The organism is Dyella marensis (assembly GCF_900112865.1).
GTDB classification, from domain to species: Bacteria; Pseudomonadota; Gammaproteobacteria; order Xanthomonadales; family Rhodanobacteraceae; genus Dyella_D; species Dyella_D marensis_A.
On sequence record NZ_FONH01000014.1, the window covers coordinates 85,938 to 110,824 of the forward strand.

The 24,887-nt window shown below is 68.3% G+C and carries 23 protein-coding genes; 19 read left to right on the forward strand and 4 right to left on the reverse strand.

Going from position 1 to position 24,887, the window contains the following annotated elements; all coding sequences use genetic code 11:
- The first annotated feature begins 9 nt into the window (after nucleotides 1-9).
- Nucleotides 10-1,050 carry a flagellar hook-length control protein FliK gene (locus tag BM172_RS16315; RefSeq protein ID WP_026636746.1) on the forward strand — a complete coding sequence of 347 codons (1,041 nt, stop codon included), beginning with the start codon at nucleotides 10-12 and terminating at the stop codon, nucleotides 1,048-1,050.
- Nucleotides 1,051-1,059: 9 nt separating this feature from the next.
- On the opposite strand, the gene BM172_RS16320 is transcribed toward BM172_RS16315, so the two are convergent.
- Both BM172_RS16320 and BM172_RS16325 read right to left on the reverse strand, forming a co-directional pair.
- On the reverse strand, nucleotides 1,060-1,401 hold the full coding sequence (locus tag BM172_RS16320; protein WP_026636745.1) for a type II toxin-antitoxin system HicB family antitoxin: 342 nt from the start codon (nucleotides 1,399-1,401) through the stop codon (nucleotides 1,060-1,062).
- The gene (locus BM172_RS16325; RefSeq protein ID WP_231504256.1) at nucleotides 1,398-1,592 is read right to left on the reverse strand and encodes a type II toxin-antitoxin system HicA family toxin; all 195 of its coding nucleotides are present in this window, start codon (nucleotides 1,590-1,592) and stop codon (nucleotides 1,398-1,400) included. The genes BM172_RS16320 and BM172_RS16325 overlap by 4 nt, the downstream gene beginning before the upstream one ends.
- Before the next feature lie 293 nt (nucleotides 1,593-1,885).
- Here BM172_RS16325 and BM172_RS16330 point away from each other — a divergent pair, with 293 nt between their 5' ends.
- From BM172_RS16330 to BM172_RS16415, 18 genes are all read left to right on the forward strand, one after another.
- Nucleotides 1,886-2,401 (forward strand): flagellar basal body-associated FliL family protein, encoded by a 516-nt coding sequence (locus BM172_RS16330; RefSeq protein ID WP_026636743.1) that lies wholly within the window; start codon nucleotides 1,886-1,888, stop codon nucleotides 2,399-2,401.
- A 7-nt stretch (nucleotides 2,402-2,408) separates the two neighbouring features.
- Nucleotides 2,409-3,425 (forward strand): flagellar motor switch protein FliM, encoded by a 1,017-nt coding sequence (fliM, locus tag BM172_RS16335; RefSeq protein WP_026636742.1) that lies wholly within the window; start codon nucleotides 2,409-2,411, stop codon nucleotides 3,423-3,425.
- Nucleotides 3,426-3,484: 59 nt separating this feature from the next.
- The gene (gene fliN / locus BM172_RS16340; RefSeq protein WP_231504260.1) at nucleotides 3,485-3,772 is read left to right on the forward strand and encodes a flagellar motor switch protein FliN; all 288 of its coding nucleotides are present in this window, start codon (nucleotides 3,485-3,487) and stop codon (nucleotides 3,770-3,772) included.
- Between the two features lies 1 nt (nucleotide 3,773).
- Complete coding sequence (locus BM172_RS16345) at nucleotides 3,774-4,145, forward strand: FliO/MopB family protein (RefSeq protein ID WP_026636740.1); 372 nt, start codon at nucleotides 3,774-3,776, stop codon at nucleotides 4,143-4,145.
- Complete coding sequence (gene fliP, locus BM172_RS16350; protein ID WP_035324188.1) at nucleotides 4,145-4,885, forward strand: flagellar type III secretion system pore protein FliP; 741 nt, start codon at nucleotides 4,145-4,147, stop codon at nucleotides 4,883-4,885. The genes BM172_RS16345 and fliP overlap by 1 nt, the downstream gene beginning before the upstream one ends.
- Before the next feature lie 97 nt (nucleotides 4,886-4,982).
- On the forward strand, nucleotides 4,983-5,252 hold the full coding sequence (gene fliQ / locus BM172_RS16355) for a flagellar biosynthesis protein FliQ (protein ID WP_026636738.1): 270 nt from the start codon (nucleotides 4,983-4,985) through the stop codon (nucleotides 5,250-5,252).
- Nucleotides 5,249-6,019 carry a flagellar biosynthetic protein FliR gene (gene fliR, locus BM172_RS16360; RefSeq protein ID WP_026636737.1) on the forward strand — a complete coding sequence of 257 codons (771 nt, stop codon included), beginning with the start codon at nucleotides 5,249-5,251 and terminating at the stop codon, nucleotides 6,017-6,019. Before fliQ ends, fliR begins: the two co-directional genes overlap by 4 nt.
- A gap of 15 nt (nucleotides 6,020-6,034) precedes the next feature.
- Complete coding sequence (gene flhB, locus BM172_RS16365) at nucleotides 6,035-7,168, forward strand: flagellar biosynthesis protein FlhB (RefSeq protein ID WP_026636736.1); 1,134 nt, start codon at nucleotides 6,035-6,037, stop codon at nucleotides 7,166-7,168.
- 21 nt (nucleotides 7,169-7,189) lie between these two features.
- The gene (gene flhA / locus BM172_RS16370) at nucleotides 7,190-9,289 is read left to right on the forward strand and encodes a flagellar biosynthesis protein FlhA (protein WP_026636735.1); all 2,100 of its coding nucleotides are present in this window, start codon (nucleotides 7,190-7,192) and stop codon (nucleotides 9,287-9,289) included.
- A gap of 179 nt (nucleotides 9,290-9,468) precedes the next feature.
- On the forward strand, nucleotides 9,469-10,815 hold the full coding sequence (flhF, locus tag BM172_RS16375; protein WP_026636734.1) for a flagellar biosynthesis GTPase FlhF: 1,347 nt from the start codon (nucleotides 9,469-9,471) through the stop codon (nucleotides 10,813-10,815).
- A complete protein-coding gene (locus BM172_RS16380) occupies nucleotides 10,812-11,774 on the forward strand; it encodes a MinD/ParA family ATP-binding protein (protein WP_231504255.1) in 963 nt (320 codons plus the stop codon). Before flhF ends, BM172_RS16380 begins: the two co-directional genes overlap by 4 nt.
- 1 nt (nucleotide 11,775) lies before the next feature.
- Nucleotides 11,776-12,555: an RNA polymerase sigma factor FliA gene (locus BM172_RS16385; protein ID WP_026636733.1), complete on the forward strand. Its 780-nt coding sequence runs from the start codon at nucleotides 11,776-11,778 to the stop codon at nucleotides 12,553-12,555.
- A gap of 184 nt (nucleotides 12,556-12,739) precedes the next feature.
- Nucleotides 12,740-13,147, forward strand: a complete 408-nt coding sequence (cheY, locus tag BM172_RS16390; protein WP_026636732.1) for a chemotaxis response regulator CheY — start codon at nucleotides 12,740-12,742, stop codon at nucleotides 13,145-13,147.
- Nucleotides 13,144-13,776: a protein phosphatase CheZ gene (locus tag BM172_RS16395; RefSeq protein WP_051549127.1), complete on the forward strand. Its 633-nt coding sequence runs from the start codon at nucleotides 13,144-13,146 to the stop codon at nucleotides 13,774-13,776. The genes cheY and BM172_RS16395 overlap by 4 nt, the downstream gene beginning before the upstream one ends.
- Nucleotides 13,777-13,789: 13 nt before the next feature.
- Nucleotides 13,790-15,742, forward strand: a complete 1,953-nt coding sequence (locus BM172_RS16400; protein ID WP_026636730.1) for a chemotaxis protein CheA — start codon at nucleotides 13,790-13,792, stop codon at nucleotides 15,740-15,742.
- 1 nt (nucleotide 15,743) lies between these two features.
- The gene (locus BM172_RS16405) at nucleotides 15,744-16,484 is read left to right on the forward strand and encodes a flagellar motor protein (RefSeq protein ID WP_026636729.1); all 741 of its coding nucleotides are present in this window, start codon (nucleotides 15,744-15,746) and stop codon (nucleotides 16,482-16,484) included.
- A complete protein-coding gene (gene motD, locus BM172_RS16410; protein WP_051549125.1) occupies nucleotides 16,481-17,518 on the forward strand; it encodes a flagellar motor protein MotD in 1,038 nt (345 codons plus the stop codon). Before BM172_RS16405 ends, motD begins: the two co-directional genes overlap by 4 nt.
- Nucleotides 17,519-17,561: 43 nt before the next feature.
- Nucleotides 17,562-18,032: a chemotaxis protein CheW gene (locus BM172_RS16415; protein WP_026636728.1), complete on the forward strand. Its 471-nt coding sequence runs from the start codon at nucleotides 17,562-17,564 to the stop codon at nucleotides 18,030-18,032.
- A 444-nt stretch (nucleotides 18,033-18,476) separates the two neighbouring features.
- On the opposite strand, the gene BM172_RS16420 is transcribed toward BM172_RS16415, so the two are convergent.
- Together BM172_RS16420 and BM172_RS16425 are read right to left on the reverse strand one after the other, a co-directional pair.
- On the reverse strand, nucleotides 18,477-20,573 hold the full coding sequence (locus BM172_RS16420; protein ID WP_026636727.1) for a pentapeptide repeat-containing protein: 2,097 nt from the start codon (nucleotides 20,571-20,573) through the stop codon (nucleotides 18,477-18,479).
- Complete coding sequence (locus BM172_RS16425; protein WP_026636726.1) at nucleotides 20,573-24,157, reverse strand: NHL repeat-containing protein; 3,585 nt, start codon at nucleotides 24,155-24,157, stop codon at nucleotides 20,573-20,575. Before BM172_RS16425 ends, BM172_RS16420 begins: the two co-directional genes overlap by 1 nt.
- Nucleotides 24,158-24,887: the final 730 nt, after the last annotated feature.

Consider the following 24,887-nt stretch of genomic DNA (forward strand, 5'->3'; position numbering starts at 1 on the left):
AATCCCGCCATGACCGCCAACGTATCCATGCCCACTTCCGCACCGAAAACCGCCGTCGCCGGCGCGCATGCCGCTGCCGGGAAGGCCGCGCCGTCAGGCGCGGCCGATGCCACCGGCCAGAACGGTTTCGATCGCCAGTTCGACCAGGCGATGCGCCAGCAGGCCGGCACCTCGCTGCTCGCCGCCGAGGCCGTGCCGCCGGTGTTGCCGGCCAAGGTCGCGCTGGCCTCGATCGACACCGGCAGCCCGCTGGCCGGCAAGGACGATGCGAAGGCCGATCCGGCCGAGCAGAACGGCAGCGCGCTGGCCGCCGCGATGCTGGCCTTGCTGGGGCAAGGTGTTTCCGTGCCGGCCCATGCCGCCGGTGCGGGACATGGCCAGGCGCTGTCGCCGGATGCCGGCAAGGGCGGCGCGCAGCGCGGCTTGCCGGGTCTGGTGGCCGATGCCGCGAACGCCGTGGGCGCGACGACGACGCAGGCGCCTTCCATCAACGTGGATGCCAACGCGCTGGTCGCCGCGGCGACTGCCGCCGCGCCGGAACCGCACAAGTCCGGCGAGCCCGGCAGTATCGACGCGCTGGCCGCCGCCATGACGCCGCAAGCGCCGGCCGCCAGTGCTCCGGCGGCCGCTCACAATCTGAAGATGGACGCGCCCGCCGGCAGCGCCGGCTTCGCGCAGGAGCTCGGCCAGCAGGTCGCCTGGCTCGGCGGCCAGGAGATCAAGGAGGCACGCATCCGCCTGCGCCCGGAAGAACTGGGCCAGCTCGATGTGAAAGTCAGCGTGGCCGAGCACGGCCGCGTCGATGTCGCCTTCACCGCCCAGCATCCGGCGGCGGTCATTGCCGTGCAGCAGACGCTGGGGCAGCTGGACATGATGCTGGCGGGGCATGGCTTGTCGCTGGGCCAGGCGCAGGTGGGGCAGCAGGAAACGGGAGAGCGGGGGCAGGGCCATGCGGGTGATCCGCAGGATGCGCTCGCCGCGGAGGCGGATCCGGTCGAAGGCATAAGCGCGACCAGGGTTGCGGTGGGCCTGCTGGATACGTTTGCCTGAAGCGCGGCCTCAGGTGGCGCCGAGCACTTCATGCTCCAGCGCGGCCTGCAGCAGCTGGTTGAGACTGACGCCGCGCGCGGCGGCAGCCGTCACGGCACGTTCGTGCAGCTTGGGCGGGATGCGCGCCTGGAACTTGCCGGAGAAGTTCTTGTACGGCTCGATGCCGTTCGTCCGGCAAGTCTCGAAGAAGACGCGCAGCGATGCGCTGCCTTCGCGCAGCAGGCCGGCCACGTCGGTGGCGTAGAAATCGGCGCCGCCGTTCAGGCCGGTGAACTCGCCGCGGAACATCTCGATGTCCGGGTCGTACTCGATCACGGCCTTGTGGCCGTCGATGGTCATGACGTTGATCATGGCTTCACTCCGAGGGACTCCAACCATTTGCGGATGCCGGCGACCGCGCCTTTGTCGGTATCGGGGCGCGGATGAGGGCGGTGGAACACGTGCACTTCGCCGAACAGGACGACCGTTACGCGGGAGCCCTCCGCTTCGGTGATCGTCGCGCCCAGTGACTTGAACAGGGCCTCCACATCTGCCCATTTCACGTTGCCGGAAGCGGGGCGGTTGAAGATGAGGCCCAGCGTCCTTGCCTGCTTGATTCTTCATGCCCCCATGGTACTGATTCATGGTACCACTAAATCCGAAAAATGCCCCGCCATGACGGCGTCGCGACAGCTCCCCGCCGCGCGTCAATAAAACGCCGCCTCGCCCGCTCAAGCGGCCGCAAGCCGCGCCGTTGAGCCATTCCTTGCGATGGCATGCCGATTGCTACAAGACCTCCGCCAGGCTTCGCTCCCCAGCGATGCCGACAAGGAACCGTGCCAATCCGAGGTCTTGCATGTCGAACGCTGAGCCCAGTCCCGCCGTCGCCGCACCCGCCCCGAAAACGGGTGGCGGGCGGGGCACCGTCCTGATTCTTGCCGCGGCCCTGGTAATGGTGTCGGCCGTGTGCGGCTACGCGCTGTACACGCTGCGTGGTCACGCCGCGCAGGGCGCCGCCGGCAGCGAAGCCAAGGTCGAGAAGAAGAAGGAAGGCCCGGAGGCGTACCTGCCGATGGAGCCGGCCTTCGTGGTGAATTTCCAGAAGGCCGACGGCCTGAGCTACCTGCAGGTCGGCGTGACCTTGATGTCGCACGACCCGGCGGCGCTGCAGGCCGCCAAGGAAGCCGATCCGGTGATCCGCAACGCGCTGGTGATGCTGTTCTCCGCGCAGGACTACACCGCGCTGTCCGACACCGCCGGCAAGCAGAAGCTGCAGGCCAAGGCGCTGGCCGCGGTGCAGAAGATCGTCGAGGAGCGCACCGGCCATCCCGGCGTGGAAGCGCTGTACTTCACCAGCTTCGTGATGCAGTGAGGCGGCCGTGAGCGACCTGCTCTCCCAGGAAGAAATCGACGCCCTGCTCAATGGCGTCAACGGCGGCGACGTGCCCACCGGCGGCGACGAACCGCCGCCGAAGGACGCGGTGCTGCAATACGACTTCACCCAGCAGGACCGCATCGTGCGCGGCCGCCTGCCCACGCTGGAGATGGTCAACGACCGCTTCGCGCGCTACTTCCGCACGGGCATCTTCGGCGTACTGCGCAAGACCTGCGAGGTCTCCGTGCTGGGCGTGAAGATGTCCAAGTTCGTCGAATACGTGCACGGCCTGGCCGTGCCGACCAATTTGAACCTGGTGCGCGTGAAACCGCTGCGCGGCACCGCGCTGATCGTGATGGAGCCGCGCCTGGTCTTCAGCGTGATCGACAACTTCTTCGGCGGCGACGGCCGCTACCACGCACGCATCGAAGGCCGCGACTTCACGCCGACCGAGACGCGGGTGATCCAGATCGTGCTGGCCGAGATCTTCACCGCGATGACCGAGGCCTGGTCGCCGGTGCTGCCGCTGAACTTCGAGTTCCTCAACTCGGAGATCAACCCGCAGTTCGCCAATATCGTCAGCCCCACCGAGACGGTGGTGGTGTCGCGCTTCCATGTGGAAGTAGACGGCGGCGGCGGCGAGATCCACCTGACCCTGCCGTACTCCATGGTCGAGCCGATCCGCGTGCTGCTCGACGCCGGCGTGCAGAGCGACCGCGTCGAGCGCGACGAACGCTGGCTGCAGAGCCTGCACCAGGAAGTGCTGGATGCCGAGGTCGAGCTCAGCTCGCTGCTGCTGGAGACCGACCTGCAGATCGGCGATTTCCTCAAGCTGCGCCCCGGCGACGTGATCCCGGTGAACCTGCCGGAGCTGTGCACGGTGTTCGCCGAGGACGTACCGATCTTCCGCGGCCAGCTCGGCCGCACCGGCGGCCACAAGGCCGTCCGTTTCCAGACCCCCGCCGGCCGCCGCGAAACGCGCGCGTCCGCCGAGTTCTCCACCGGGAATCCCAACGCATGAGCACCACCAACGACTCCGCCACCCTGCTCGACCCGGCCGGCCGGCCGGAATACGAGACCATGCTGGGCGTGGCCGGCGAGAACGGCGACGTCAACCTCGACCTGATCCTGGACGTGCCGGTCACGCTGGCGATGGAAGTCGGCCGCACGCGCATCAGCATCCGCAACCTGCTGCAGCTCAACCAGGGTTCGGTGGTGGAACTGGACCGCGCCGCGGGCGAACCGCTGGACGTGTTCGTCAACGGCACCCTGGTCGCGCACGGCGAAGTGGTGGTGATCAATGAGAAGTTCGGCATCCGCCTGACCGACGTGATCAGCCCCGCCGAACGCGTGCGGAAGCTGCGCTGACATGTTGACCCTGCTTGCCATGGCCGCCGCGCCCGCGGCCGATCCCAGCGTGGGCCCGGAGCTGCTGCGCGTCATCCTGAGCCTGGCCGGGATCATGCTGCTGATCTTCGCCGCCGGCTGGTTCGGCCGGCGCCTGCAGGGGCGCGTGCATCCGGGCGGGCGGCGCATCCGCTGCATCGAGTCGGCCTCGGTCGGCGCGCGCGAGCGCGTGCTGCTGCTGGAAGCCGATGGCAAGCGCCTGCTGGTCGGCGTGGGGCAGGGCGGCCTGCGCACGCTGCATGTCTACGAGGGCGAGGCGCCGGCCGCCGATGTCCCGCCATCGCCGCCGGCGCCCGCGTTCGCGGACCTGCTCGGCCTGTGGAAGCGCAAGTGATGAAGTACTTCCTGTTGCTGATCCTCCTGCTCGCGCCGCTGCCGCTGCTGGCCGATCCGGCCACCGGCGTCCCGGTGCTGAATGTGCAGAATGCCGCCGGCGGCGGCCAGAGCTGGACACTGTCGCTGCAGATGCTGGCGCTGATGACGGTGCTGACCCTGCTGCCGGCGATCCTGCTGATGATGACCTCGTTCACGCGGATCATCATCGTGCTCGGTTTCCTGCGCCAGGCGCTGGGCACGCAGTCGACGCCGCCGAACCAGGTGCTGCTGGGCCTGGCGCTGTTCATCACGCTGTTCGTGATGTCGCCGGTGCTTGAGCGTGCCTATGCCGACGGCGTCAAACCCTATATGGACGGCCAGATGAGCGCGGAGCAGGCCATTCCCGCCGCTGCCGCGCCGTTCAAGCGCTTCATGCTGGATCAGACGCGCGACGCCGACCTGCAGCTGTTCACCCGCCTGGCCAAGGAGCAGCCGTACGCAGGCAAGGACGACGTGCCGTTCCGCGTGGCGATGCCGGCCTTCGTCACCAGCGAGCTGAAGACCGCGTTCCAGATGGGCTTCCTGCTGTTCATCCCGTTCCTGATCATCGACCTGGTGGTGGCCAGCGTGCTGATGTCGATGGGCATGATGATGGTGTCGCCGATGATCATCTCGCTGCCGTTCAAGATCATGCTGTTCGTGCTAGTGGATGGGTGGTCGTTGTTGCTGGGGACGCTGGCGGGGAGTTTTTTTTCGTGAATCCCCATATCCGTCAAACCCCCGGCGTAGGTTGGGGTGAGCCGCAGGCGAACCCCAACATCGCTGTATCCAAGCGCCTCGCATTGTTGGGGTTGGCATGACGCCCGAATCCGTCATCGAATTCGGCCAGCACGCCCTCTACATCGCGATGCTGGTCGCCGCGCCGCTGCTGCTCACCGCGCTGGCGGTGGGCGTGCTGATCGGCGTGATCCAGGCGGCCACGCAGATCAACGAAATGACCCTGAGCTTCATCCCGAAGCTGATCGCGATGGCGCTGGTGGCGCTGATCGCCGGCCCGTGGATGCTGCGCACCCTGGTGCAGTTCACCCGGCACCTGATCGAGGGACTGCCCGGAGCGGTGCGGTGAATACGCTCGACCTCGCCCAGCTGCCGGTCCTGCTCGGCAGCGTGCTGTGGGCGATGGGCCGTGTCGCCGGCTTGTTCCTGGTTGCGCCGGTGTTCGGTGCGACGGTGCTGCCGGCGCGCATCCGCGTCGGCCTGATCGTGCTGCTCACCCTGGTGCTGGCGCCGCTGGCGCCGGCGCGCGTCGACCCGATGAGCTCGACCGGCGTGTCGACCATGGCCGGCCAGGTGCTGATCGGCGCCGCCGTGGGCTTCGTGCTGCGGCTGACCTTCGAAGCGGTCGCCTTCGGCGGCCAGCTGGTGGCGCAGAGCATGAGCCTGGGCTTCGCCGAAGTGGTCAATCCGCAGGGCGGCGGCAGTTCGCCGGTGCTCAACCAGTTCTATCTGCTGCTGGTGACTCTGTTGTTCCTGGCGATGGACGGACACCTGCGCCTGATCGAGCTGCTGGCGGACAGCTTCCGCACGCTGCCGCCGGGTGCCGGTGCGATCTCGCCGGACGGCCTGCACGCGGTCGCCCTGTTCGGCGGCCAGCTGTTTGCCGGCGCGGTACGCGTCGCCTTGCCGGCGATGACCGCGCTGCTGGTGGTGAACATGGGCTTCGGCGCGATCAGCCGCGCGGCCCCGTCGATGAATCTGTTCGCAGTGGGTTTTCCGATCACTTTGTGCCTGGGCTTCATCGCCCTGTGGTTGTCCTTGCGCGCATTGCCCGGGGCCTTCGGCTCGCTGGAAGAGAGCGCGTGGTCGCTGATGCGCGAGCTGCTGGGTCAATGAGGACGGGAGCCTGACGTGTCCGAGAGCGATGACCAGGAACGCACCGAAAAACCATCGGAAAAACGCCTGCGCGAAGCGCGGGAGAAAGGCGACGTCCCGCGCTCGCGCGATCTTTCCGGCGCGCTTGTCGTGCTGGCTGGCGTGGCCGCCTTGATGAGCGGCAGCGAGCGCGCTTTCGTGCATGCAAGGCGCATCTACGAACTGGGCTTCGGCTACAGCCGCGAGGCGCTGTTCTCCGGCGAACTGCCCGCGCGCGTGCTCGGCGCCGCGCTGCGCGAGGCGATCGCGCTGATCACGCCGGTGGCGCTGGCCACCCTGCTGGCCACCTTCGCCGCGCCGACCTTGCTGGGCGGCCTGAGCTTCAGCGCGCAGGCGCTGCAGCCGAAGTTCGACCGGCTCGATCCGATTGCCGGGCTGGGCCGGCTGGTCTCGATGCGTGGCCTGGTCGAGCTGGTCAAGTCGCTGCTCAAGCTGCTCTTCATCGGCGCGGCGCTGGCCTGGTTCCTGTGGCGCGGGCAGGCGGCGATGCAGGCCAGCGGGCGCGGCACGGTGGGCGCGGGCATCGCGCTGTCGCTGTCGCAGCTGGGCAACGCGGCGCTGCTGTTCGGCACCATGCTGGCGCTGATCGGCGGCATCGACGCCGCCTACCAGCGCTACGACTACGGCAAGCGCCTGCGCATGACCAAGCAGGAAGTGCGCGACGAGAACAAGGAAAGCGAAGGCAATCCCGAGCTCAAGGGTCGCATCCGCCAGGTGCAGCACCAGCTCGCGCGCCGCCGCATGATGCAGGAGCTGCCCAAGGCCGACGTGGTGGTGACCAATCCCACCCACTTCGCCGTCGCGCTGAAGTACGACGAAAACCGCATGCGCGCGCCGCGCGTGATCGCCAAGGGCGTGGACGTGCTGGCCATGCAGATCCGCCAGGCCGCCGCCGGCCATCGCATCCCGATGGTGGAAGCGCCGCCGCTGGCGCGCGCGCTATACGCCACCACTGAGCTCGGCCGCGAGATCCCCGCCGCGCTGTACGTCGCCGTGGCGCAGGTGCTGGCCTATGTGTTCCAGCTGCGCCAGGCCGTCGCGCATGGCGACGCGCCGCCCGTGCCTCCCTCGCCGCAGGTCGATCCGGACCTGCTCGGCCCCTATCGCTGATTTCTTCCAGGACACCGCTCCATGGCTGCCGCAAGCGCAAGCGCGTTCGACACCTTCAAGCAGATCAGCCGCCGCGGCGCCGGCGCGCCCATCGTCATGCTGGCCGCGCTGGCGATGGTCATGCTGCCGATGCCGCCGTTCCTGCTGGACATCCTGTTCAGCTTCAACATCGCGCTGTCGCTGGTGATCCTGCTGGCGGTGATCTACGTGATGCGGCCGCTGGAATTCGCCGCCTTTCCTACCGTGGTGCTGATGGCCACGCTGCTGCGCCTGGCGCTGAACATCGCCTCCACCCGCGTGGTGCTGCTGCATGGCCATAACGGCCCGGGCGCGGCGGGCAAGGTGATCGAGGCCTTCGGCGAGTTCGTCATCGGCGGCAACTTCGCGGTCGGCCTGGTGGTGTTCGCCATCCTCACCATCATCAACTTCGTGGTGGTGACCAAGGGCGCTACGCGCGTGTCCGAGGTGACCGCGCGCTTCACCCTGGACGCGATGCCCGGCAAGCAGATGGCGATCGACGCCGACCTCAACGCCGGCCTGCTCACCCAGGAACAGGCGCGCGAGCGCCGCCAGGAAGTGCGCGAGGAAGCGGACTTCTACGGTTCGATGGACGGTGCCTCCAAGTTCGTGCGCGGCGACGCGACGGCCGGCATCCTGATCCTGGTGATCAATATCGTCGGCGGCTTCTTCGTCGGCGTGATGCAGCACGGCCTGTCCGCCGGCGACGCGGCCAAGACCTACACCCTGCTGACCATCGGCGATGGCCTGGTCGCGCAGGTGCCGGCGCTGATGCTGTCGATCTCCACCGCGGTGATCGTCACGCGCGTGTCGCGCGCGCAGGACATGGGCAAGCAGGTGCTCGGCCAGGTGTTCGGCCAGCCGCGCGCGCTGGCCGTGGCCGGCGTGGTGCTGGGCGTGATGGGCCTGGTCCCGGGCATGCCGAACATCGCCTTCCTGCTGCTGGGCGCGATCTGCGGCGGCGCCGCCTGGATGATGGTCAAGCGCGAGCGCGAGACGCGCGAAAAACTGGCCGAGGAAGCGATCGCCGAAGCCACGCCCGCCACCCCGCCGGCCGAGCGCCTGGAGCTGGGCTGGGAAGACGTCGCCGGAGTCGATCCGGTCGGCCTGGAGGTGGGCTACCGGCTGATCCCGCTGGTCGACAAGAACCAGGGCGGCGAGCTGATGGGGCGGATCAAGTCGGTGCGCCGCAAGCTGTCGCAGGAGCTGGGCTTCCTGGTGCCGCCGGTGCATATCCGCGACAACCTGGACTTAGGCCCCAACACCTATCGCATCACCCTGATGGGCGTGCCGATGGGCGAGGCCGAGGTGCACAACGAGCGGCTGCTGGCGATCAATCCCGGCCGCGTGCACGGCACCCTGCAGGGCATCGCCACGCGCGATCCGGCCTTCGGCCTGGAAGCGGTGTGGATCGAGGCCGGCCAGCGCGACAACGCGCAGGCGCTGGGCTACACCGTGGTCGATCCGGCCACCGTGGTCGCCACGCATCTGTCGCACATCCTGCAGGGCCATGCGCACGAGCTGCTCAGCCACCAGGACGTGCAGCAGCTGCTGGACCGCCTGGCCGCCGTCGCGCCGAAGCTGGTCGAAGACCTGGTGCCCAAGCGCATGTCGCTGGGCGTGGTGGTGAAGGTGCTACAGAACCTGCTGGCCGAGCGGGTGCCGGTGCGCAACATGCGTTCCATCGTCGAATCCTTGGCGGAGCATGCGGGCCAGAGTCAGGATCCCGGCGCGCTCACCGCCGCCGTGCGCGTCGCGCTCGGTCGCCAGATCGTGCAGGAGATCGCTGGCCTGGGCACCGAGATCCCGGTCATCACGCTGGCGCCGGAGCTGGAGCAGATCCTGCTCGGCTCGCTGGCCAATGGCGGCGTGGCGGGCGCCGCGGTGGAACCTGGCCTGGCCGACCGCCTGCAGAGCGGTGTCGCCGACGCCGCGCGCCGCCAGGAAATGAGCGGCGAACCGGCGGTATTGCTGGTCGCGCCGCAGCTGCGTCCGTGGCTCGCGCGCTTCACGCGGCACGTGGCACAGAACCTGCACGTACTGGCCTACAACGAGGTGCCCGACAACCGTCGGGTGCGTTTGGTGCAGGCGCTGGGACGGTGAGTGGGGGAATTGGGAATGGGGAATAGGGAATCGAAAAAGCAGGGTTGTCTTACACGGAGAGCTCTGTGCTCGCCGGCGACGACACACTTCTTTTCAGGCGCGTCTTACCTCCCATTTGCGAGGTTTTCCGATTCCCTATTCCCGATTCCCAATTCCCTGGGCGCGAGGAAAAACCATCCATGAAAATAAAGCGTTTCGTAGCGCCCGACATGCGCCAGGCCATGCGCGAAGTGCGCGAGGAACAAGGCCCCGACGCGGTCATTCTTTCCACGCGCCGCCTGGACGAGGGCGTGGAGATCATTGCCGCCGTCGATTACGACGAAGCGCTGGTGCGCGAGGCCGCCCGTTCGGGCGAGCCGCTGCCGACCGAAGTGCGCGTCGTGCGCGAGGAAGCGCCGCTGCCGCTGCCGCCGCGGCTGCCGGCCAGAGCGCGGCGTGCATCGCCGCCGCCGGCACCGGTTGCCGCTCCGGCGCCTGCGCCGGCTGCCGCGGCGCGTGTTGCGCCGGCGCCGGTCGCTCCGACTCCCGCGAGCGCGCCGCCCATCACTGCTGCACCCGCCGAACCCGCGCCGCTGCATCCGATGGTGGAGCAGGCCGCGCTCGACACCGCGCGCATGCGCGCCGAGCTGGGCAGCCTGCGCGAACTGCTGGAATCGCAGATGGCTTCGCTGGCGTGGAACGATCTGCAGCGCCGCCATCCGCTGCGTGGCCGCGTGCTGCGCGACATGACGCGCATCGGCATCGAACCCGACGTGGCGCGCCGGCTCGCCGACGAACTGCCGGACCGCCTCAGCGCCGACCAGGCGCGCTACCTGCCGCTGGGCGTGCTCAGCCGCCAGCTCGCCATCACCGGCTACGACGTCGCCGCCAGCGGCGGCGTGGTCGCCCTGGTCGGACCGACCGGCGTGGGCAAGACCACCACCATCGCCAAGCTCGCCGCGCGCGCCGTGCTGCGCCATGGCGCCTCGCAGGTGGCGCTGGTCAGCACCGACCACTACCGCATCGGCGCCGCCGCGCAGCTGGAGCATTACGGCCGCCTGCTCGGCACGCGCGTGTTCCCGGCGCACGACGCCGAGAGCCTGCGCGAGGTGCTGGACGTGCTGCGCGGCCGCCGCGTGGTGCTGGTCGATACCGCCGGCGTCGCCGGCAGCGATCCGCGCCTGGAGCAGCAGATGCAGTTGCTGCGTGCCGCCGGCGAGCTGCGCACCTGCCTGGTGCTGGCGGCCAATGCGCAGGCGCAGGCGATCGACGACATGGTGCGCGCCTTCCTGCCGCAGCAGCCGCAGGCCTGCATTCTCACCAAGCTCGATGAAGCGCCCAGCCTCGGCGGCGCGCTGTCCGCGCTGATCCGCCACCGCCTGCCGCTGGACTACACCACCGACGGCCAGCGCGTGCCGGAAGACCTGGCGACCGCCGACGCGCGCGTGCTGGTGTGCCGCGCCGCGCAGGTGCTCAAGAGCAATGCGCCGGCGGTGGACGAGGGTTATATGGCCGAGCGCTTCGGCATGGCCATGGCGGGCGCATGATGACGACGCTGGCGATGAACCAGGCCTGGGGCCTGAACAATCTTTTCTCCGCCTTCCATTCCGCGGGCGGCGACGACAGCCGGCCCGCCGCCGCGATGTCCGGTGGCGGTGCGCTGCCGGCCACGCCGCCGCGCCGCTGTCGCGCGATTGCCGTCGCCGGCGGCAAGGGCGGCGTAGGCAAGTCCACGGTGGCGGTGAACCTCGGCATGTCGCTGGCGATGGCCGGGCGCGAGGTCGCCCTGCTGGATGCCGACATGGGCATGGCCAACCTGGACGTGCTGCTGGGCCTGCAGCCGGCGCGGCACATCGGCCACCTGCTCGACGGCAGCTGCACGTTGCGCGAGCTGATGCTGCCGGCGCCGCACGGGCTGAAGGTGATTCCCGCCGGCTCCGGCGCGCGGCGCCTGGCCCAGCTGGACACGCGCGAGCACGCGGCGGTAATTCGCGCCTTCGACGAGCTGCCGGATCCGCCGGAATTCCTGATCGTCGATACCGCCGCGGGCGTCGCCGACAACGTAGTGATGTTCGCCGCGGCGGCCGACGACGTGGTGCTGGTGGTGTGCGACGAACCGGCCTCGCTCACCGACGCCTACGCGCTGACCAAGGTGCTCAGCCGCGACTTCCGCGTGCGGCGCTTCCACGTGGTGGCGAACATGGTGCGTCACGCCGGCGAGGCGCGGCAGCTGTACGACAAGCTGGCCCGCGTATGCGACCGGTTCCTGGATGTGGCGCTCGATTTCATGGGTACGGTGCCCTACGACGAACACCTGCGCCAGGCGATCCGGCGCCAGGGCGCGGTGGTGGACCTGTGGCCGGCCAGCCGGTCCGCGCGGGGATTCAAGCAAATGGCGGGTGCGGTCGATACATGGGGGGAACCCCCGCGGACGGGCCGCGACCGCATCGCCTTTTTCGGCGGCCAGGTCGGCCCGGCGCCGGACCCGATTGGCGGGGGGATGTGAGATGAGCGTGGCTTCCGAATACCTGCAACTGCAACGCGAAAGCACGGAGGAGATGGTGCGTCGGCACGCTCCGCTGGTGCGGCGCATCGCCTATCACCTGATGGGCCGGCTGCCGCCCAGCGTGGACGTGGACGACCTGGTGCAGGCCGGCATGATCGGCCTGCTGGAGGCGGCGCGGAACTATGCGACCGACCGCATGGCGAGCTTCGAGACGTATGCGGGCATCCGCATCCGCGGTGCCATGCTGGACGAGCTGCGCAAGACCGATTGGACGCCGCGCTCGGTGCACCGCAAGTTGCGCGAGGTGTCCGAGGTGGTGCGCCAGATCGAGAACGAGACGGGCGCCGACGCCACCGACGCCGAGGTGATCCGGCGGCTGGGCATCGACGCGCAGGAGTACCACCAGATCCTGGCCGACGCGGCCAGCGCGCGCCTGCTCAGTCTCTCCGCGCCGGAGGACGACGAAGACGGCGCCGCGCTCGACGTGGCCGACCAGGAAGGGCTGGGGCCGCAGGACCGCTTCGAGCAGGAGGGCATGCGCGGGGCGCTGGTCGAGGCGATCGGCGGCCTGCCGGAGCGCGAGCAGCTGGTGATGTCGCTGTACTACGAGCAGGAACTGAATTTGAAGGAGATCGGCGCCGTGCTCGGCGTGACGGAATCGCGGGTGTGCCAGATCCATGGCCAGGCGTTGATTCGGTTGCGGGCGCGGATGACGGGATGGCGGGAGCAGGGTGCGGCGGCTGATAGCAGCAAGGCACGGAAGTTGAAGAGTACCGGTTAAAGCGTTCGCTCCAGGCTGGAATCCTTCTCCCTCCGGGAGAAGGTGCCGGCAGGCGGATGAGGGTTCGGGCGGAGTGGAACGCACCACTCCGCCCGAACCCTCACCCCAACCCCTCTCCCGAGGGGAGAGGGGCTAAAGCGCAGCGTTTCAACCAATACGCAATCTAAGATCTGGAGAGAGGCGTTTGGACAAGAACATGAAGATCCTCGTGGTGGACGACTTCTCCACCATGCGGCGCATCGTGCGCAACCTGCTGGTGGAGCTGGGCTTCACCAATGCGCTGATCCAGGAAGCCGACGACGGCGTCAACGCGATGACGGTGCTCAAGCAGCAGTCGTTCGACATGGTCGTGACCGACTGGAACATGCCGAACATGACCGGCATCGACCTGCTGCGCGCGATCCGCGCCGAGCCCGCGCTCAAGGGGCTGCCGGTGCTGATGGTCACCGCCGAGAACAACCGCGACCAGATCATCGCCGCCGCCCAGGCCGGCGTGAACGGTTACATCGTCAAGCCCTTCACCGCGGTTACGCTGAAGGAAAAGCTGGACAAGATCTTCGAGCGGCTCGCCGCGCAAGGAGCAAGCGCATGAGCGCCGTGATGATTACCCCCATGAGCGCGGCGCTGCCGCAGGAAGTGCAGGAACTGCTGGCCAGCCCCGACGGCGCCGCTTTCGAGCTGGCGCTGGACACCATGGTGCGCCAGCGCGAGCAGCACCTGTTCCGCGCACTGGGCCTGCTGGCCCGCGACCTGCACGAAGCGGTGCGCCGCCTCGGCGGCGAGCTGGCGCAGGAAGGCGTGCCCGGCAGCGTCGCCGACGCGCGCCAGCACCTGCACGACGTGCTGGAGATGAGCGCCAAGGCCGCGCATCGCAGCATCGATTTCGCCGAACGCATGCGGCCGCAGGCCACGGCGCTGGAGGACCGCGCCGACGCGGTGCTGGCCGGCGGCGGCGAAGCCGCCGAGCTGGCGACGCAAGCGCGCCAGTTCGCCGCGCAGTGCCGCGAGGGCCTGTCCGACATGGTGATGGCGCAGTCCTGGCAGGACCTGTCCGGCCAGCGCATCAAGAAAGTGTCCACCTTCATCGGCAGCGTGGAATCCTCGCTGCTGGAACTGGTGCGCCTGACCGGCGCGCTGGCCGGCGGCGAAGCGCCGGTGGCCGCGGCCAAGGTGAACAGCCAGGACGAGGCGGACCGCCTGCTCAGCGAATTCGGTTTCTGAGCGCGGGGGCTTGATGGATCCCTCACTGGACAGCGAGCTGCGCGACGATTTCCTGGTCGAGGCCGGGGAACTGGTGCAGCGCCTGGGCGAACAGCTGGTGGCGCTGGAAGAAGCGCCGCGCGACGCCGAACTGCTCAATGCGGTATTCCGCGCCTTCCACACGGTGAAGGGCGGCGCGGGTTTCCTCGGCATCGATCCGATGGTGCAGCTGTGCCATCACGCCGAGGACCTGCTCAATGAAGCGCGCGCAGGCCATGTGCTGATCGATGCGGCGCGGATGGATGCGCTGCTGGAAGCGCTGGACCTGGTCAACGCGATGATGGCCGCGCTGGCATCGTCGTCGGCGATGCCGGTGGCGCCGGCGGCGCTGCTGGTGCGCCTGCAGCCGCATGCGGTGCGCCCTCCGGCCCCGGCGCCCGCTCCCGTACCGGCACCCGCGCCGGTGGCGGAAGAGAGCGGCACCATCGACGACAGCGAGTTCGAGGCGCTGCTCGACAGTCTCTACGGCATGGGCGGCGCGCCAGGCGCACCGGTCCAGCCGCCCGCGTCCGACATGATCGACGATACGGAATTCGAAAAACTGCTCGACGACCTGCACGGCAAGGGCAAGGCGCCGGGCACGCCGGCACCATCCTCTTCCAACACGATCGACGACAGCGAGTTCGAGGCGCTGCTCGACAGCCTGCACGGCAAGGGCGCCGCGCCAGGCTCCGCGGCGAAGGCCGCCGCCGCGCCGGCACCGGCCAAAGCCGCGGCGAAGGCCGCGCCGCCGCCGGAAGCCACCGTGCGCGTGGACACCGGCCGGCTCGACGCCCTGGTCAACCGCGCCGGCGAACTGGTGCTGGTGCGCAACCGCCTGCTCAGTCTCGCTGCCAGCAGCGGCGACGAGCCGTTCGCCACCGCCGCCGGCGAGCTCGATCGCGTCGCCGACGAATTGCAGGGCGCCGTGCTGGGCATGCGCATGCAGCCGGTGGGGCGTCTGTTCCAGCGCTTTCCGCGCATCGTGCGCGATCTCGCCCGCCAGCTCGGCAAGGAGATCGAGCTGGTGCTCGAAGGCGAGGACACCGACCTCGATCGCAGCCTGGTCGAGGCGCTGGCCGATCCGCTGATTCACCTGCTGCGCAACGCGGTCGACCACGGCCTGGAAACGCCCGACGTGCGCGAAGGCAGCGGCAAGTCGCGCAAGGGTCGCGTGCGCCTGGCGGCGAGCCAGCGCGGCGAACGCATCGTGATCGTGGTGGCCGACGACGGCCGCGGCATGGACCCGGACATCCTGCGCCGCAAGGCGATGGAGAAGGGCGTGATCGATGCGGCGCAGGCCGCGCGCCTGTCCGAGACCGAATGCCTGGAACTGATCTTCCGTCCCGGCTTCAGCACCGCCGCGCAGGTCTCCGACATCTCCGGCCGCGGCGTCGGCATGGACGTGGTGAAGACGCGCGTGGCCGAGCTCGGCGGCACCTTGCAGGTGCGCTCGAAGCTGGGGCAGGGCAGCGAGCTTGAGCTCACCGTGCCGCTGACCCTGGCCATCGTGCGCGTGCTGATGGTGCGCGTCGGTACGCGCCTGTTCGCGATGCCGCTGAGCAATGTGGACGAAGTCTTCGAACTGTCGCCGGGGCAGGATCGCCTGCTCGACGGCTGCCTGATCGCCGCGCACCGCGAACGCGCGCTGCCGCTGGGCGATCTCGCTGCATGGTCGGCGGCAGCGCCGACGCCGGGACGTCACGTGGTGGTGCTGCACATCGGCCACCAGCGCCTGGGCTGCCTGGTGCACGACGTGCTCGGCCGCGAGGACGTGATGGTCAAGCCGCTGGGCCCGCTGTTCGCAGGCACTGCGGGCGTGGCCGGCGCGACCATCACCGGCGACGGCCGCCTGGCCCTGGTGCTGGACCTGGCCGGCCTGGCCGGCGAGGGCGGCCCGTGGCAGCTGGCGACGCGCGTTTCCCTCTCTCCAGAAGCGGTGGTCTGACATGGATCTGGTTAGCATCGTCGGCACGATCCTGGCCTTCGTGGTCGTGATCCTCGGCACCATCCTCAAGGGTTCCAGCGTGGAAGCGCTGTGGAACCCGGCCGCCTTCGTGATCGTGTTCGCCGGCACCATCGCCGCGCTGCTGGTGCAGACCCAGGGCAAGGTGCTCAAGCACGCGATCGGCATGCTGCCGATGATCTACAAGCCGCCGCGCCACGTGCCCAACGACCTGATCAGCCGGGTGATCGGCTGGAGCGAGATCTCGCGCCGCCAGGGCCTGCTCGGCCTGGAGCCGCAGATCGATTCCGAGCAGGACCCGTTCGTGCGCAAGGGCCTGCAGCTGCTGGTCGACGGCAGCGAGCCGGAGGCGATCCGCGGCGTGCTGGAAGTGGAGCAGGACACGCGCGAACACCAGGACCTGGCCGGCGCGAAAGTGTTCGAGCAGGCCGGCATCTACTCGCCGACCATGGGCATCATCGGCGCCGTGATGGGGCTGATGGCGGTGATGCAGAACCTGGCCGATCCGAGCAAGCTCGGCCACGGCATCGCCGCGGCCTTCGTCGCCACCATCTACGGCGTGGCACTGGCCAACCTGTTGATGCTGCCGATGTCCTCGCGCCTGAAGGGCATGATCCACAAGCAGGGCAAGATGCGCGAGATCATCATCGAGGGCCTGGTCTCGATCGCGCGCGGCGACAACCCGCGCCAGATCGAGAGCCGCCTGCAGGGCTACCTCACATGAGGAAGAAGAAGCACGAGGATCACGTCAATCACGAGGCCTGGGCGATTCCCTACGCCGACCTGATGACGCTGCTGCTCGCGTTCTTCGTGGTGATGTACGCGGTCTCGGTGGTCAACGAGGGCAAGTACCGCGTGATGTCCGAGTCGATCATCGAGGCCTTCAACGGCAACAACAAGCAGATCCAGCCGGTGCAGACCAACAGCGCGACCGCCCCCGCGCCGGTGCCGGCCAAGCGCTCGACCTCGACCACGCCGCCTTCGCTGCGCCCGCGCCTGGCCGTGGCGTTGCCCTCGCAGTCGCTGCCGCCGCAGATGACGCAGGGCTCGCTGACCACGCGCGAGGCGGCGCAGGAAAACCTGCAGCGCATCCAGGACGAAGTGCAGCAGGCGCTGCAGCCGCTGATCGACCGCAGCCTGGTGGTGGTGCGCCGCACGCAGAGCTGGCTGGAGATCGAGATCCGCACCGACATCCTGTTTCCCAGCGGCGTGGCGAAGCTGTCCCCCGATGCGGACACCACGCTGCGCAGCGTCGCAGGCATTCTCGCGCCGTTCCCGAATCCGCTGCGCGTGGAAGGCTATACCGACGACAAGCCGATCAATACGGCAGTGTTTCCGTCCAACTGGGAGCTGTCGGCCGCGCGCGCGGCGAGCGTGGCGCGCCTGTTCGCCGACAACGGCGTGGATCCGAATCGCATGGGCATCATGGGCTGGGGCCAATACCGTCCCGCTGCCGATAACGCGAACGAAGAGGGCCGCAACCGCAATCGCCGCGTGCTGGTGGTGGTGATGGGCGACCAGCAGGGGCCGGCGCGTTTCTACAGCGATGCGGATCGCGCGGAGCCGGCGATGGCGGAGGCGGCTCCGGCCGCGATCGGGCCGAATGCGCGTGCCGCGCATGAGATCGCACCGCCGGCAGGGCATTCTCCATTGCCGGCAGCGATTCCCGCCGTCGCCGTGCCCGCGGTACCGACCGGCAGCCTGCCGGTGGCGGCGAAATTGCGCACCGTGCAGATCGCTCCGGCCGAAAACGGCTGATGCGCGCGCAGGCCGAGCCAATGACATACCAAGAGACTTACGCATGAGTCAGGACCACACCGCTGCGCCCGCCGAACGCGGCTGGCTGATCTTCCATCTCGCCGGGCAGCCGTATGCGGCGCCGCTGAAGCAGGTGAGCGAGGTGGTGCGCGATGGCGACATCACGCCGGTGCCGGGCGCGGCGTGCGATCTGCTGGGGATTCGCCAGTTGCGCGGGCGTATCGTGCCGGTGCTGGATGGCTGCCGCCGGTTGGGTTTGCCTGTCGACGAAGGCGACGGTTCGCGCCGCCGCATCGTGGTGTTGTCGCATCAGGGGCATCTGGTGGGGTTGCGGGTGGATGCGGTGCGCGATTTGCTCGACGTGAGTGGCGAGACCTTGGCGGCGCCGGCTGGCCGCACGTCGCGCGAGGATGATCCGGTGGTGGCGGTGGCGCCTTGTCCGGGTGGGTTTGTCGCGCTGCTGGATGTGCGGCGGCTGTGCCGCCTGCCGGAGGAGTTGGAGGCTGCGGCCTGATGCCGGGTGCTGACCTGGCCGCTTACGCAGCGGGCGTTCCTTTTGCTCGTCATTCCTGCGCAGGCAGGAATCCAGTAGCGGTATCGCTCGATGGTCGCGGTGCCGTGACCTGGCCGCTACGCAGCGGGCGTTCCTTTTGCTCGTCGTTCCGGCGCAGGCCGGAATCCAGTTTCCGTATCGCCTGATGGTCGCGATCCGGTGACCTGGCCGCTTATGCAGCGGGCATTTCGGACGCCTGCCGGCGCCCGAGTTACTTTTTCTTTGCTGGCCCAAAGCAAAAGTAACCAAAAAGAAATGGCCTAAGAGCTGGGACTGAGGCCAGCTTTAGCGCTGCGCCTTTGCCACACCCTTGCACCCCTCTCCCCTCCGGGGAGAGGGCAGGGTGAGAGGCGGGTGGAGCGTGGTGTGGGATTTGCGGGAGCGCAAAAAAGCTTTTTGCTTGCTTCAATCGGACTTCGACCATTGCGCAGGTATCGGGACGGCGCGTAGCTGTTCCAGGCTGCAGGGGCCGCCTTTGCCGTCGGGGCAGGTGGTGTGGAGGCCGGTGTTTTGGGGGTCGAGCTTGGTGGCGGTGTAGTCGAACTCCTTGCCCTCGGGGCGCAGGCGGTGCAGGGCGGTGATGGTGCCGCTCCTGGAGGAGATCTGTGCGCGGGTCAGGACGACGTCCATCAGCGAGGCGCCGACGAAATCGGCGCCGGCCAGGCAGGCCGAGGAGAAGTTCGTCTGCTTGTTGCCGGAGCGCGGTGCCTTGATGTTGGTGAAGGTCGCCGATACCAGGCAGGCGCCGGAGAAATTCACGTAGCTCAGCCGGTTGTCGCCGATGCTCTTGAAGTCCACCTCGGCAAGCATGGCCGAAGAGAAATTCGCTTCCGTGAGCACGGCGCCGTTGAACTTCGAACTCCACATCCACGCGCCCGAGAAGTTCGCATTCATCAGCGAGGCATGGCTGAAATCCGCACCCTCCAGGTTGGCGCCGGTGAAGTCGGCGGCTTCGAGGATTGCCTTGTTGAACCGGGCATCGCGCAGTTCGCAATTGCCGAAGCGCATGTTGCGCAAGTCCGCGGCTTCGAAATCCGCGTTCGGCAGGCGCAGGCCGGCGAAATCCACCTGGGGCAGGATCGCCTGCCTGGCCTTGAAGTTCTTGATCTCCACGCCCGCCGGAAGGTCCAGTGCGATCGTCGCGCCGCTGGCATCGACATGGGACCAGTCCAGCCCCAGCAGGCCCGAGCGGAACCTGGCGCCGGCCAGGCACATGCGCTGGGCTTTGGAGGTGTCGCGGCGCGGCAGGCGTGTGTGCCTCACCTTGCCGGTCAGTATCGCGTCGCGGAAGTTGGTGGCATGCAGGTTGGCATTGTCGAAATCCACGTCCTCGAAGCTGGCCACCGGCACGGGGTCCCGCATGCGGTGGCCTTGCATGTACTCCGCCTCCCTGGCGCCGAAGTCCGCGCCTTCCAGCTCGGCGTCCTTGAACGACACCCAGCGCATCCTGGCGCCGCCGAGAATGGCCTTCTGCATTCTGGCGCCGTCGAACTTGCTCTGCGTGATGCCCGCGCCGTCGAAGCGCGCGCCGGTGAGCGTGGCCCCGCTGAAATCGGCCAGGTGAATCGCGGCCGGGTTATCGATCGGATTGCTGCCCGCACCAGCTTTCAGGACCAGGCGTTCGGTGAGGTCCTCCAGGGTGACGCGGCCGAACCGCGCATCGGCGAGGCTGGCGTCCGCCGCTTCGATACTCACCAGCTGGGAGCCGCTGAAGACCGGCTTGGCGAACTTCACCTGCTTCAGGGATGCGAAGGCGAGATCGCAGTCGCCGAACAGCGGCAGCGTGCCCGTCGCACCGTCGAGCGTGGTGTAGGTCATGTTCGAGGACATGAACTGGGTGCGGTTGAGCGAGGCCTTCCTGAGCGAGACGCCCTGCAGCTTGCAGCCCATGACGTAGTTGCCGTCGAGCCTGGCCTCGTCGAGCTTCGCTCCGCTCAGGTCGAGATTGCGCAAGGGTTGCCTGGTGAGATCGGCTCCGATCAGCCGCAGGAGGGACAGCTGGGTGCGTGCGAACGTGCAGTTCTCGAAGCTGCACCTGGAGAAATTGACGCCGCTCAGGATCGCCTGCGAGAAGTCGGTGTCGACGAAGCGTACGCCCGAGAAATCGGTGTCGCGCAGGTCGATCACGGTCTTGCCCTGCGGGGAGAAATCGGCTTTCTCGCAGCTCTTCGATTGCAGGATGCTCGACACGCCCCAGGCGTCGGTGCGCAAGTCGAGCTTGCCCTGCAGGCCCGACCCGATGCCCGCCAGGTTCGCCAGCAGGGCGATGTTCCCAGGTTCGGGCTCCTGTGGCGCTTCGGCAAGCATCGACAGCAGTCCGCGCGGCGCCGGAAACGGAAACAGGCCCTTGAACAGCTCGGCCCATGCCGCGAAGGAGTGGGTGTCCGGTTCGCGCTCGTCGATCTGAATCCGCAGCTGTCCGGCCTTGTGGTCCACATGGAACATGAAGCGCACGGTCTGGCCGGGCGTGATCAGCCTGCACTTGCCTTCGAAGACGAACATTATTTTTTCCTCCTGCCCAGCGCCGGGGGCGGTGGCGGCAGCCACATGCTCAGCGAGGGTTCGGTACGGCATTCGGGGCCGCTCAAGGTTTCCCAGTTGAGCGTGTAGAGGCTGCGCGCCAGGTCCACCGCGATGCGCGCCGCCGCGACGCGTGGCGTGCTGACCAGGAAGCTGCCGTCCGGCTCGTAGATGTCGATGCGGTAGTGCTCGGGCTGGCTGCCGTTGTCGTCGTAGGCCAGCACGAACAGATAGCCCTTGGCTTCCACCGACAGGTCCAGATACGTGGTGGCCGCGGCGCCGGTCTGGCGCAGCGGCAGCACCGCGGACTTCTCCGCCTGGCCGGCCGGCTTGAAGTAGGGCACGGGATTGCCGGAAATGTCGAAGCTCTGGATGCGGCGGTTGCCCTGCTCCAGCACCAGCAGGCGCCCGTCCAGCGCGACGGCGATCGCGCAGGGTTGCTGCAGCAGTCCGACGCGATCGCCTTCGCCACAGTAGGGGCTGGCGACGGTGGCTTCCTCGTTCTTCTTCGGCGCGGTCGGCAGCTTCAGCAGATAGAGCTTGGACGTATCGGCGCTGACACCGGCCACGTAGCCCTGGGGATGCACCACAAAACGGTCCACCGGCGTGGAGAACCGGCCCCAGCTTTCCCGCGCGCCCGGTTCGAAGCGCGGCTTGCCCTGCAGCGACAGCGCGATACGGCGCAGGTGATAGCCGCCGGCGGGATTGTTCGTGCCGTCGTAGTCGTCGCCGCTGGGATCGAGGTAGAAGTTCGCGCCGGTGCCGTCCTCGGCGGATCCCAGGTCGTAGGCCACGCCGCAAGGCATGGAGAAGCCCAGCGGCGAGATGGCATACGAGGCCTCCGGATCTTCCAGCAGCGAGAGGTTCTGCATGGCGTGCATCACGCCGTCGGAGGGCGGCCCGGGGCGGTCGCGCGGCAGGTTCAGGCCGTTGGCCTGCCAGGAATAGCCAAGCATGGCCGGCCGCTGCGTCACGCTGATGCCACCCATCGACAGCAGGCGGTGACCGTCGTCCGCCGGCGGCGTGGTGATGGTGGCGGTGGGCGCGGGACGTTGCTTCCAGCGATGGCGCCCGCCTTCGAACACGATCGACTGCCGGTGCTGGTAGACCGACTGGCGCGACAGCGGGATCAGCGCGTTCTTCACCACCACGTCGATGTTGAGCACCGAACTGCCGTTGGCGCCCTTGGCATCCACCCAGCCCGACGCGCCCATGGCCGACTGCCAGCCGTTGGCGGCGTAGAAGAACACCATCACCTTCACCCGGCCGCCGGCGGCGATGTTGTTGAACTCGAACGGCAACGGCTCGGACAGGGTCTCGCCGGGCAGGCGGATCTCCTGCACCGGCAAGGTATTGCCGGTGTCGTAGAGGACGCGCACCACCATGCGGTCGTGATGATCGGGAAACTTATGGAAGGCCGGGTCCGGCAGTACGCGGCCGCGCAGGTCGAAAGTGCGGGTCAGTTCGGTGGTGTAGCAGAACGGCGATTGCAGGATCGCAGCCGTGGTCTGCCCCAGCTGCATCAGCGTGATGGTGGTATCCAGCGCCAGGAAGGCCAGATTGAGCAGCGGCACCGCACGCTTGGCGACGGCTTCGCCGGCTTTGCGCGCGAGGTAGAGGGAGAACTTCTTCGCCTCCAGCTTCGCCAGCACCGGCAGTACCTTCGCCGAAACCCTGGCGATGGCCTTGCCCGGATCCTGCGCGTCCCTGAGCAGATAGCCGGAGAACACGCCGATGCCCAGGGAGTAGATCGCAAAGCGGACCTTGGGATCGTTCATCAGCGAGCTGATGAAACCGGTGTTCTTCTCCGACGAGCCCTTGATCAGCAGGTAGATGGGCAAGGCCATCTCCAGCACCGCGGTGCTGATGATGCCCAGCGGGCAGGCCGTTGCGTCGTATTCGCCGGTACCCAGCCCGCCCCAGTACAGCTTGACCGACGAGGCCGATTCCGGAACGTTGATGCTCAGCGTCTGCGTGTCCGCCGGGAGCGGTACGCCGAAGATCGTGGTGATCGGGCCGATCAGGCCGATGTAGCGCTTGGTGGCGTGGCTGTCGAACTCCGGCGCGAGCACGGACGGCAGTTGTCCGGACCAGCCCTGCGGCGTGATCACGCGGCCGGCGGTGTCGAAGAACTCGGCATAGGCGACCAGGTGCCGCAGCCATTCGTTCTTCATGTCCACGCGCAGCTGCCCGTACTTGCCCTTGGCGGTGACCGCGGCGCTCCATGCGTGCCGCTCCACCCCGCTGGGCTCGCGCACGTACAGGTGGGCGGCCTTGAGCAGCTTCCTGGAGGTGGAGCGCATCTGCACGTGGAGGTACAGATCCATCAGCAGCTCGTCCAGCCGCACGGTCACCCTGACCAGTTCGCCGCCGCCGCTGCCGCTGGTGTAGGCGGCTTCGAACACGGTTTCCCGATCCCCCTTGAGCGGCTGCGCGGTGAACGCGCCCTCCCAGGACCTGGCGTCGTCCGCGGTCTCGATGTGCACGAACATGCGGCCTTGCACCAAGGCATCGATGACGTCCCTGGTCAGCGGCACGGCATCTTCCGTTGACCAGCCCTCCTCGATGCTCCAGCCGCCTTCGCGCGGCGGATCGAAACTGACCGCGCCGGTACTTACGCCATTCATCGTGCCCAGCGCCTTCAGCGTCCAGCGCGTCTGGTCGGCGCGCAGCAGCGGGCGCTTGCCCAGGTTCGTGGCCCGCACCGGGCGATGTTCGTCCACGGTCTGGCCGTACTGCATGCGCCAGGTCTGGCCCTGCAGTTCTTCCATCTGCTGCGAATACTTCAGCGCCAGGCCCATCGGTGCGCTCATCTGGCGGCGCACGTTCTCGTGCACGTCGATGGTGAAGATGATGCCTTCGGCATCGGTGACCACCTTGCCGTTCTCGTCGAGCAGCGGCACGCGGCGCGACCATGCCTCGCCGAGGCGGCGGATCTCGTCGACCAGGCGGCTGCGCTTGCGCAGCGCGCGGCCGACGCATTCGCGCAGGATCAGCGCGGGAATCGCGCCGCCGTGCTCGGTGTTGAGGTTGATCAGCGACGGATGCTGGAACAGCAGGGTGGAGGCGGTCTCGAACGGATCGATCAAGTCGTGCAGCAGGTCGGTGTCCAGCCGCATGGCGTCACCGCGGAGCAGGCTGTGCAGCCCCTGTCCCAGCTCCTCGTCTTCCAGCAGCCAGGCGAGCTTGGGGTGCAGCTCGTGCGGAGCGCCGCGCAGCAGACGGTTTTCCCGCAGCTGGCGCCGCCCTTCGCGCGGCACGTGCACGGCCAGCGAGAGGAAATCCTCGGTGGCCGCGCCGTCGACCTCGGTGGCGCGCGCCAGATAGGTGACCATGACCGCGTCGGATGGCAGGTCCACTTCAAGATAGTGGCTCAGCCGCGCGTCGGGCATCCGCTGCAGCAGCGGATTGCCGACGCGGGCATCGGCGCGCGTGGCCTTGCTGTGGGCGTGGATGCGGTGCGGCTCCAGGCCGGCATAGTAGGTGAGCGTGCGATCGCGCTGAAGCGAAGAGGCGGCATCGAAATGCAGCAGATGGCGTTCGCTCGCCGTGGAAGGCTGGTCCATGTCGGTTCCCGCTGCGCGCGTGAAGATCCGGCCGCACGAAGGCCTGGCCTGGCGGATGAGCCGGCGGGCGCGGCGGCGCCGTCGACCTGCAGCGACCCGGGATCATCTCGTGCGTGCCCGCGTGGGCAGGGTGAAGTGACCGTCGCCCCTGTGCGAGCGGCCTTGTGTGCGATGTGTACCGTTGTTGCCGCGGCGGTGTACAGCGCAGGACCGGATTGAGCCGAAAAGCAATGACCGGGTGTCTCAATGTGTGCCGGGGCGCGATGTTTCTTCCGCCGCGCGGGTTGGGATCGGAGCCAGCTGGGGCGAAGAAGAGCTTTCGGGTCCGTCGCGAATTTTCATGTCGCGCTCCGCCCGACCCCTCACCCCGACCCTCTCCCCGGCGGGGAGAGGGGGATGCAGGCACTCGCGAAGATCCAACGAGAGCACGCGGCGCAGCCCGCGGCGTTCCGCTTGTGCGCTTTTGCTCTGGCTTTTGCTCTGGCTTTTGCTCTGGCTCTTGATCTTCAACCCCCTTGGCGCGGCGGTGAGGGCTGGACGATCAGGCCCCGAAGGGGGCGAGGACAGGAGTCCTCGCCTTTTTGACGGGACACGGATGTCCCGTCAAAAAGCCCGGCCAGCCCTCACGTACCCGCAGCAGCGAAGCTGCGGAGGGCGCCGTGCAGGGTGCCCTTCTCTTTGGTTACTTTCTCTTGGGCAAGCAAGAGAAAGTAACTCGGGCCGCGGCAGC

What these genes read in the sequence shown, in the direction of transcription:
- BM172_RS16315 (WP_026636746.1), top strand. Translation starts at nt 10, where the DNA reads ATGACCGCCAACGTATCCATGCCCACTTCCGCACCGAAAACCGCCGTC.
- BM172_RS16320 (WP_026636745.1), bottom strand. Translation starts at nt 1,401, where the DNA reads ATGATCAACGTCATGACCATCGACGGCCACAAGGCCGTGATCGAGTAC.
- BM172_RS16330 (WP_026636743.1), top strand. Translation starts at nt 1,886, where the DNA reads ATGTCGAACGCTGAGCCCAGTCCCGCCGTCGCCGCACCCGCCCCGAAA.
- fliN (WP_231504260.1), top strand. Translation starts at nt 3,485, where the DNA reads ATGCTGGGCGTGGCCGGCGAGAACGGCGACGTCAACCTCGACCTGATC.
- BM172_RS16345 (WP_026636740.1), top strand. Translation starts at nt 3,774, where the DNA reads ATGTTGACCCTGCTTGCCATGGCCGCCGCGCCCGCGGCCGATCCCAGC.
- fliP (WP_035324188.1), top strand. Translation starts at nt 4,145, where the DNA reads ATGAAGTACTTCCTGTTGCTGATCCTCCTGCTCGCGCCGCTGCCGCTG.
- fliQ (WP_026636738.1), top strand. Translation starts at nt 4,983, where the DNA reads ATGACGCCCGAATCCGTCATCGAATTCGGCCAGCACGCCCTCTACATC.
- flhA (WP_026636735.1), top strand. Translation starts at nt 7,190, where the DNA reads ATGGCTGCCGCAAGCGCAAGCGCGTTCGACACCTTCAAGCAGATCAGC.
- flhF (WP_026636734.1), top strand. Translation starts at nt 9,469, where the DNA reads ATGAAAATAAAGCGTTTCGTAGCGCCCGACATGCGCCAGGCCATGCGC.
- BM172_RS16380 (WP_231504255.1), top strand. Translation starts at nt 10,812, where the DNA reads ATGATGACGACGCTGGCGATGAACCAGGCCTGGGGCCTGAACAATCTT.
- BM172_RS16385 (WP_026636733.1), top strand. Translation starts at nt 11,776, where the DNA reads ATGAGCGTGGCTTCCGAATACCTGCAACTGCAACGCGAAAGCACGGAG.
- BM172_RS16395 (WP_051549127.1), top strand. Translation starts at nt 13,144, where the DNA reads ATGAGCGCCGTGATGATTACCCCCATGAGCGCGGCGCTGCCGCAGGAA.
- BM172_RS16400 (WP_026636730.1), top strand. Translation starts at nt 13,790, where the DNA reads ATGGATCCCTCACTGGACAGCGAGCTGCGCGACGATTTCCTGGTCGAG.
- BM172_RS16405 (WP_026636729.1), top strand. Translation starts at nt 15,744, where the DNA reads ATGGATCTGGTTAGCATCGTCGGCACGATCCTGGCCTTCGTGGTCGTG.
- motD (WP_051549125.1), top strand. Translation starts at nt 16,481, where the DNA reads ATGAGGAAGAAGAAGCACGAGGATCACGTCAATCACGAGGCCTGGGCG.
- BM172_RS16415 (WP_026636728.1), top strand. Translation starts at nt 17,562, where the DNA reads ATGAGTCAGGACCACACCGCTGCGCCCGCCGAACGCGGCTGGCTGATC.
- BM172_RS16420 (WP_026636727.1), bottom strand. Translation starts at nt 20,573, where the DNA reads ATGTTCGTCTTCGAAGGCAAGTGCAGGCTGATCACGCCCGGCCAGACC.
- BM172_RS16425 (WP_026636726.1), bottom strand. Translation starts at nt 24,157, where the DNA reads ATGGACCAGCCTTCCACGGCGAGCGAACGCCATCTGCTGCATTTCGAT.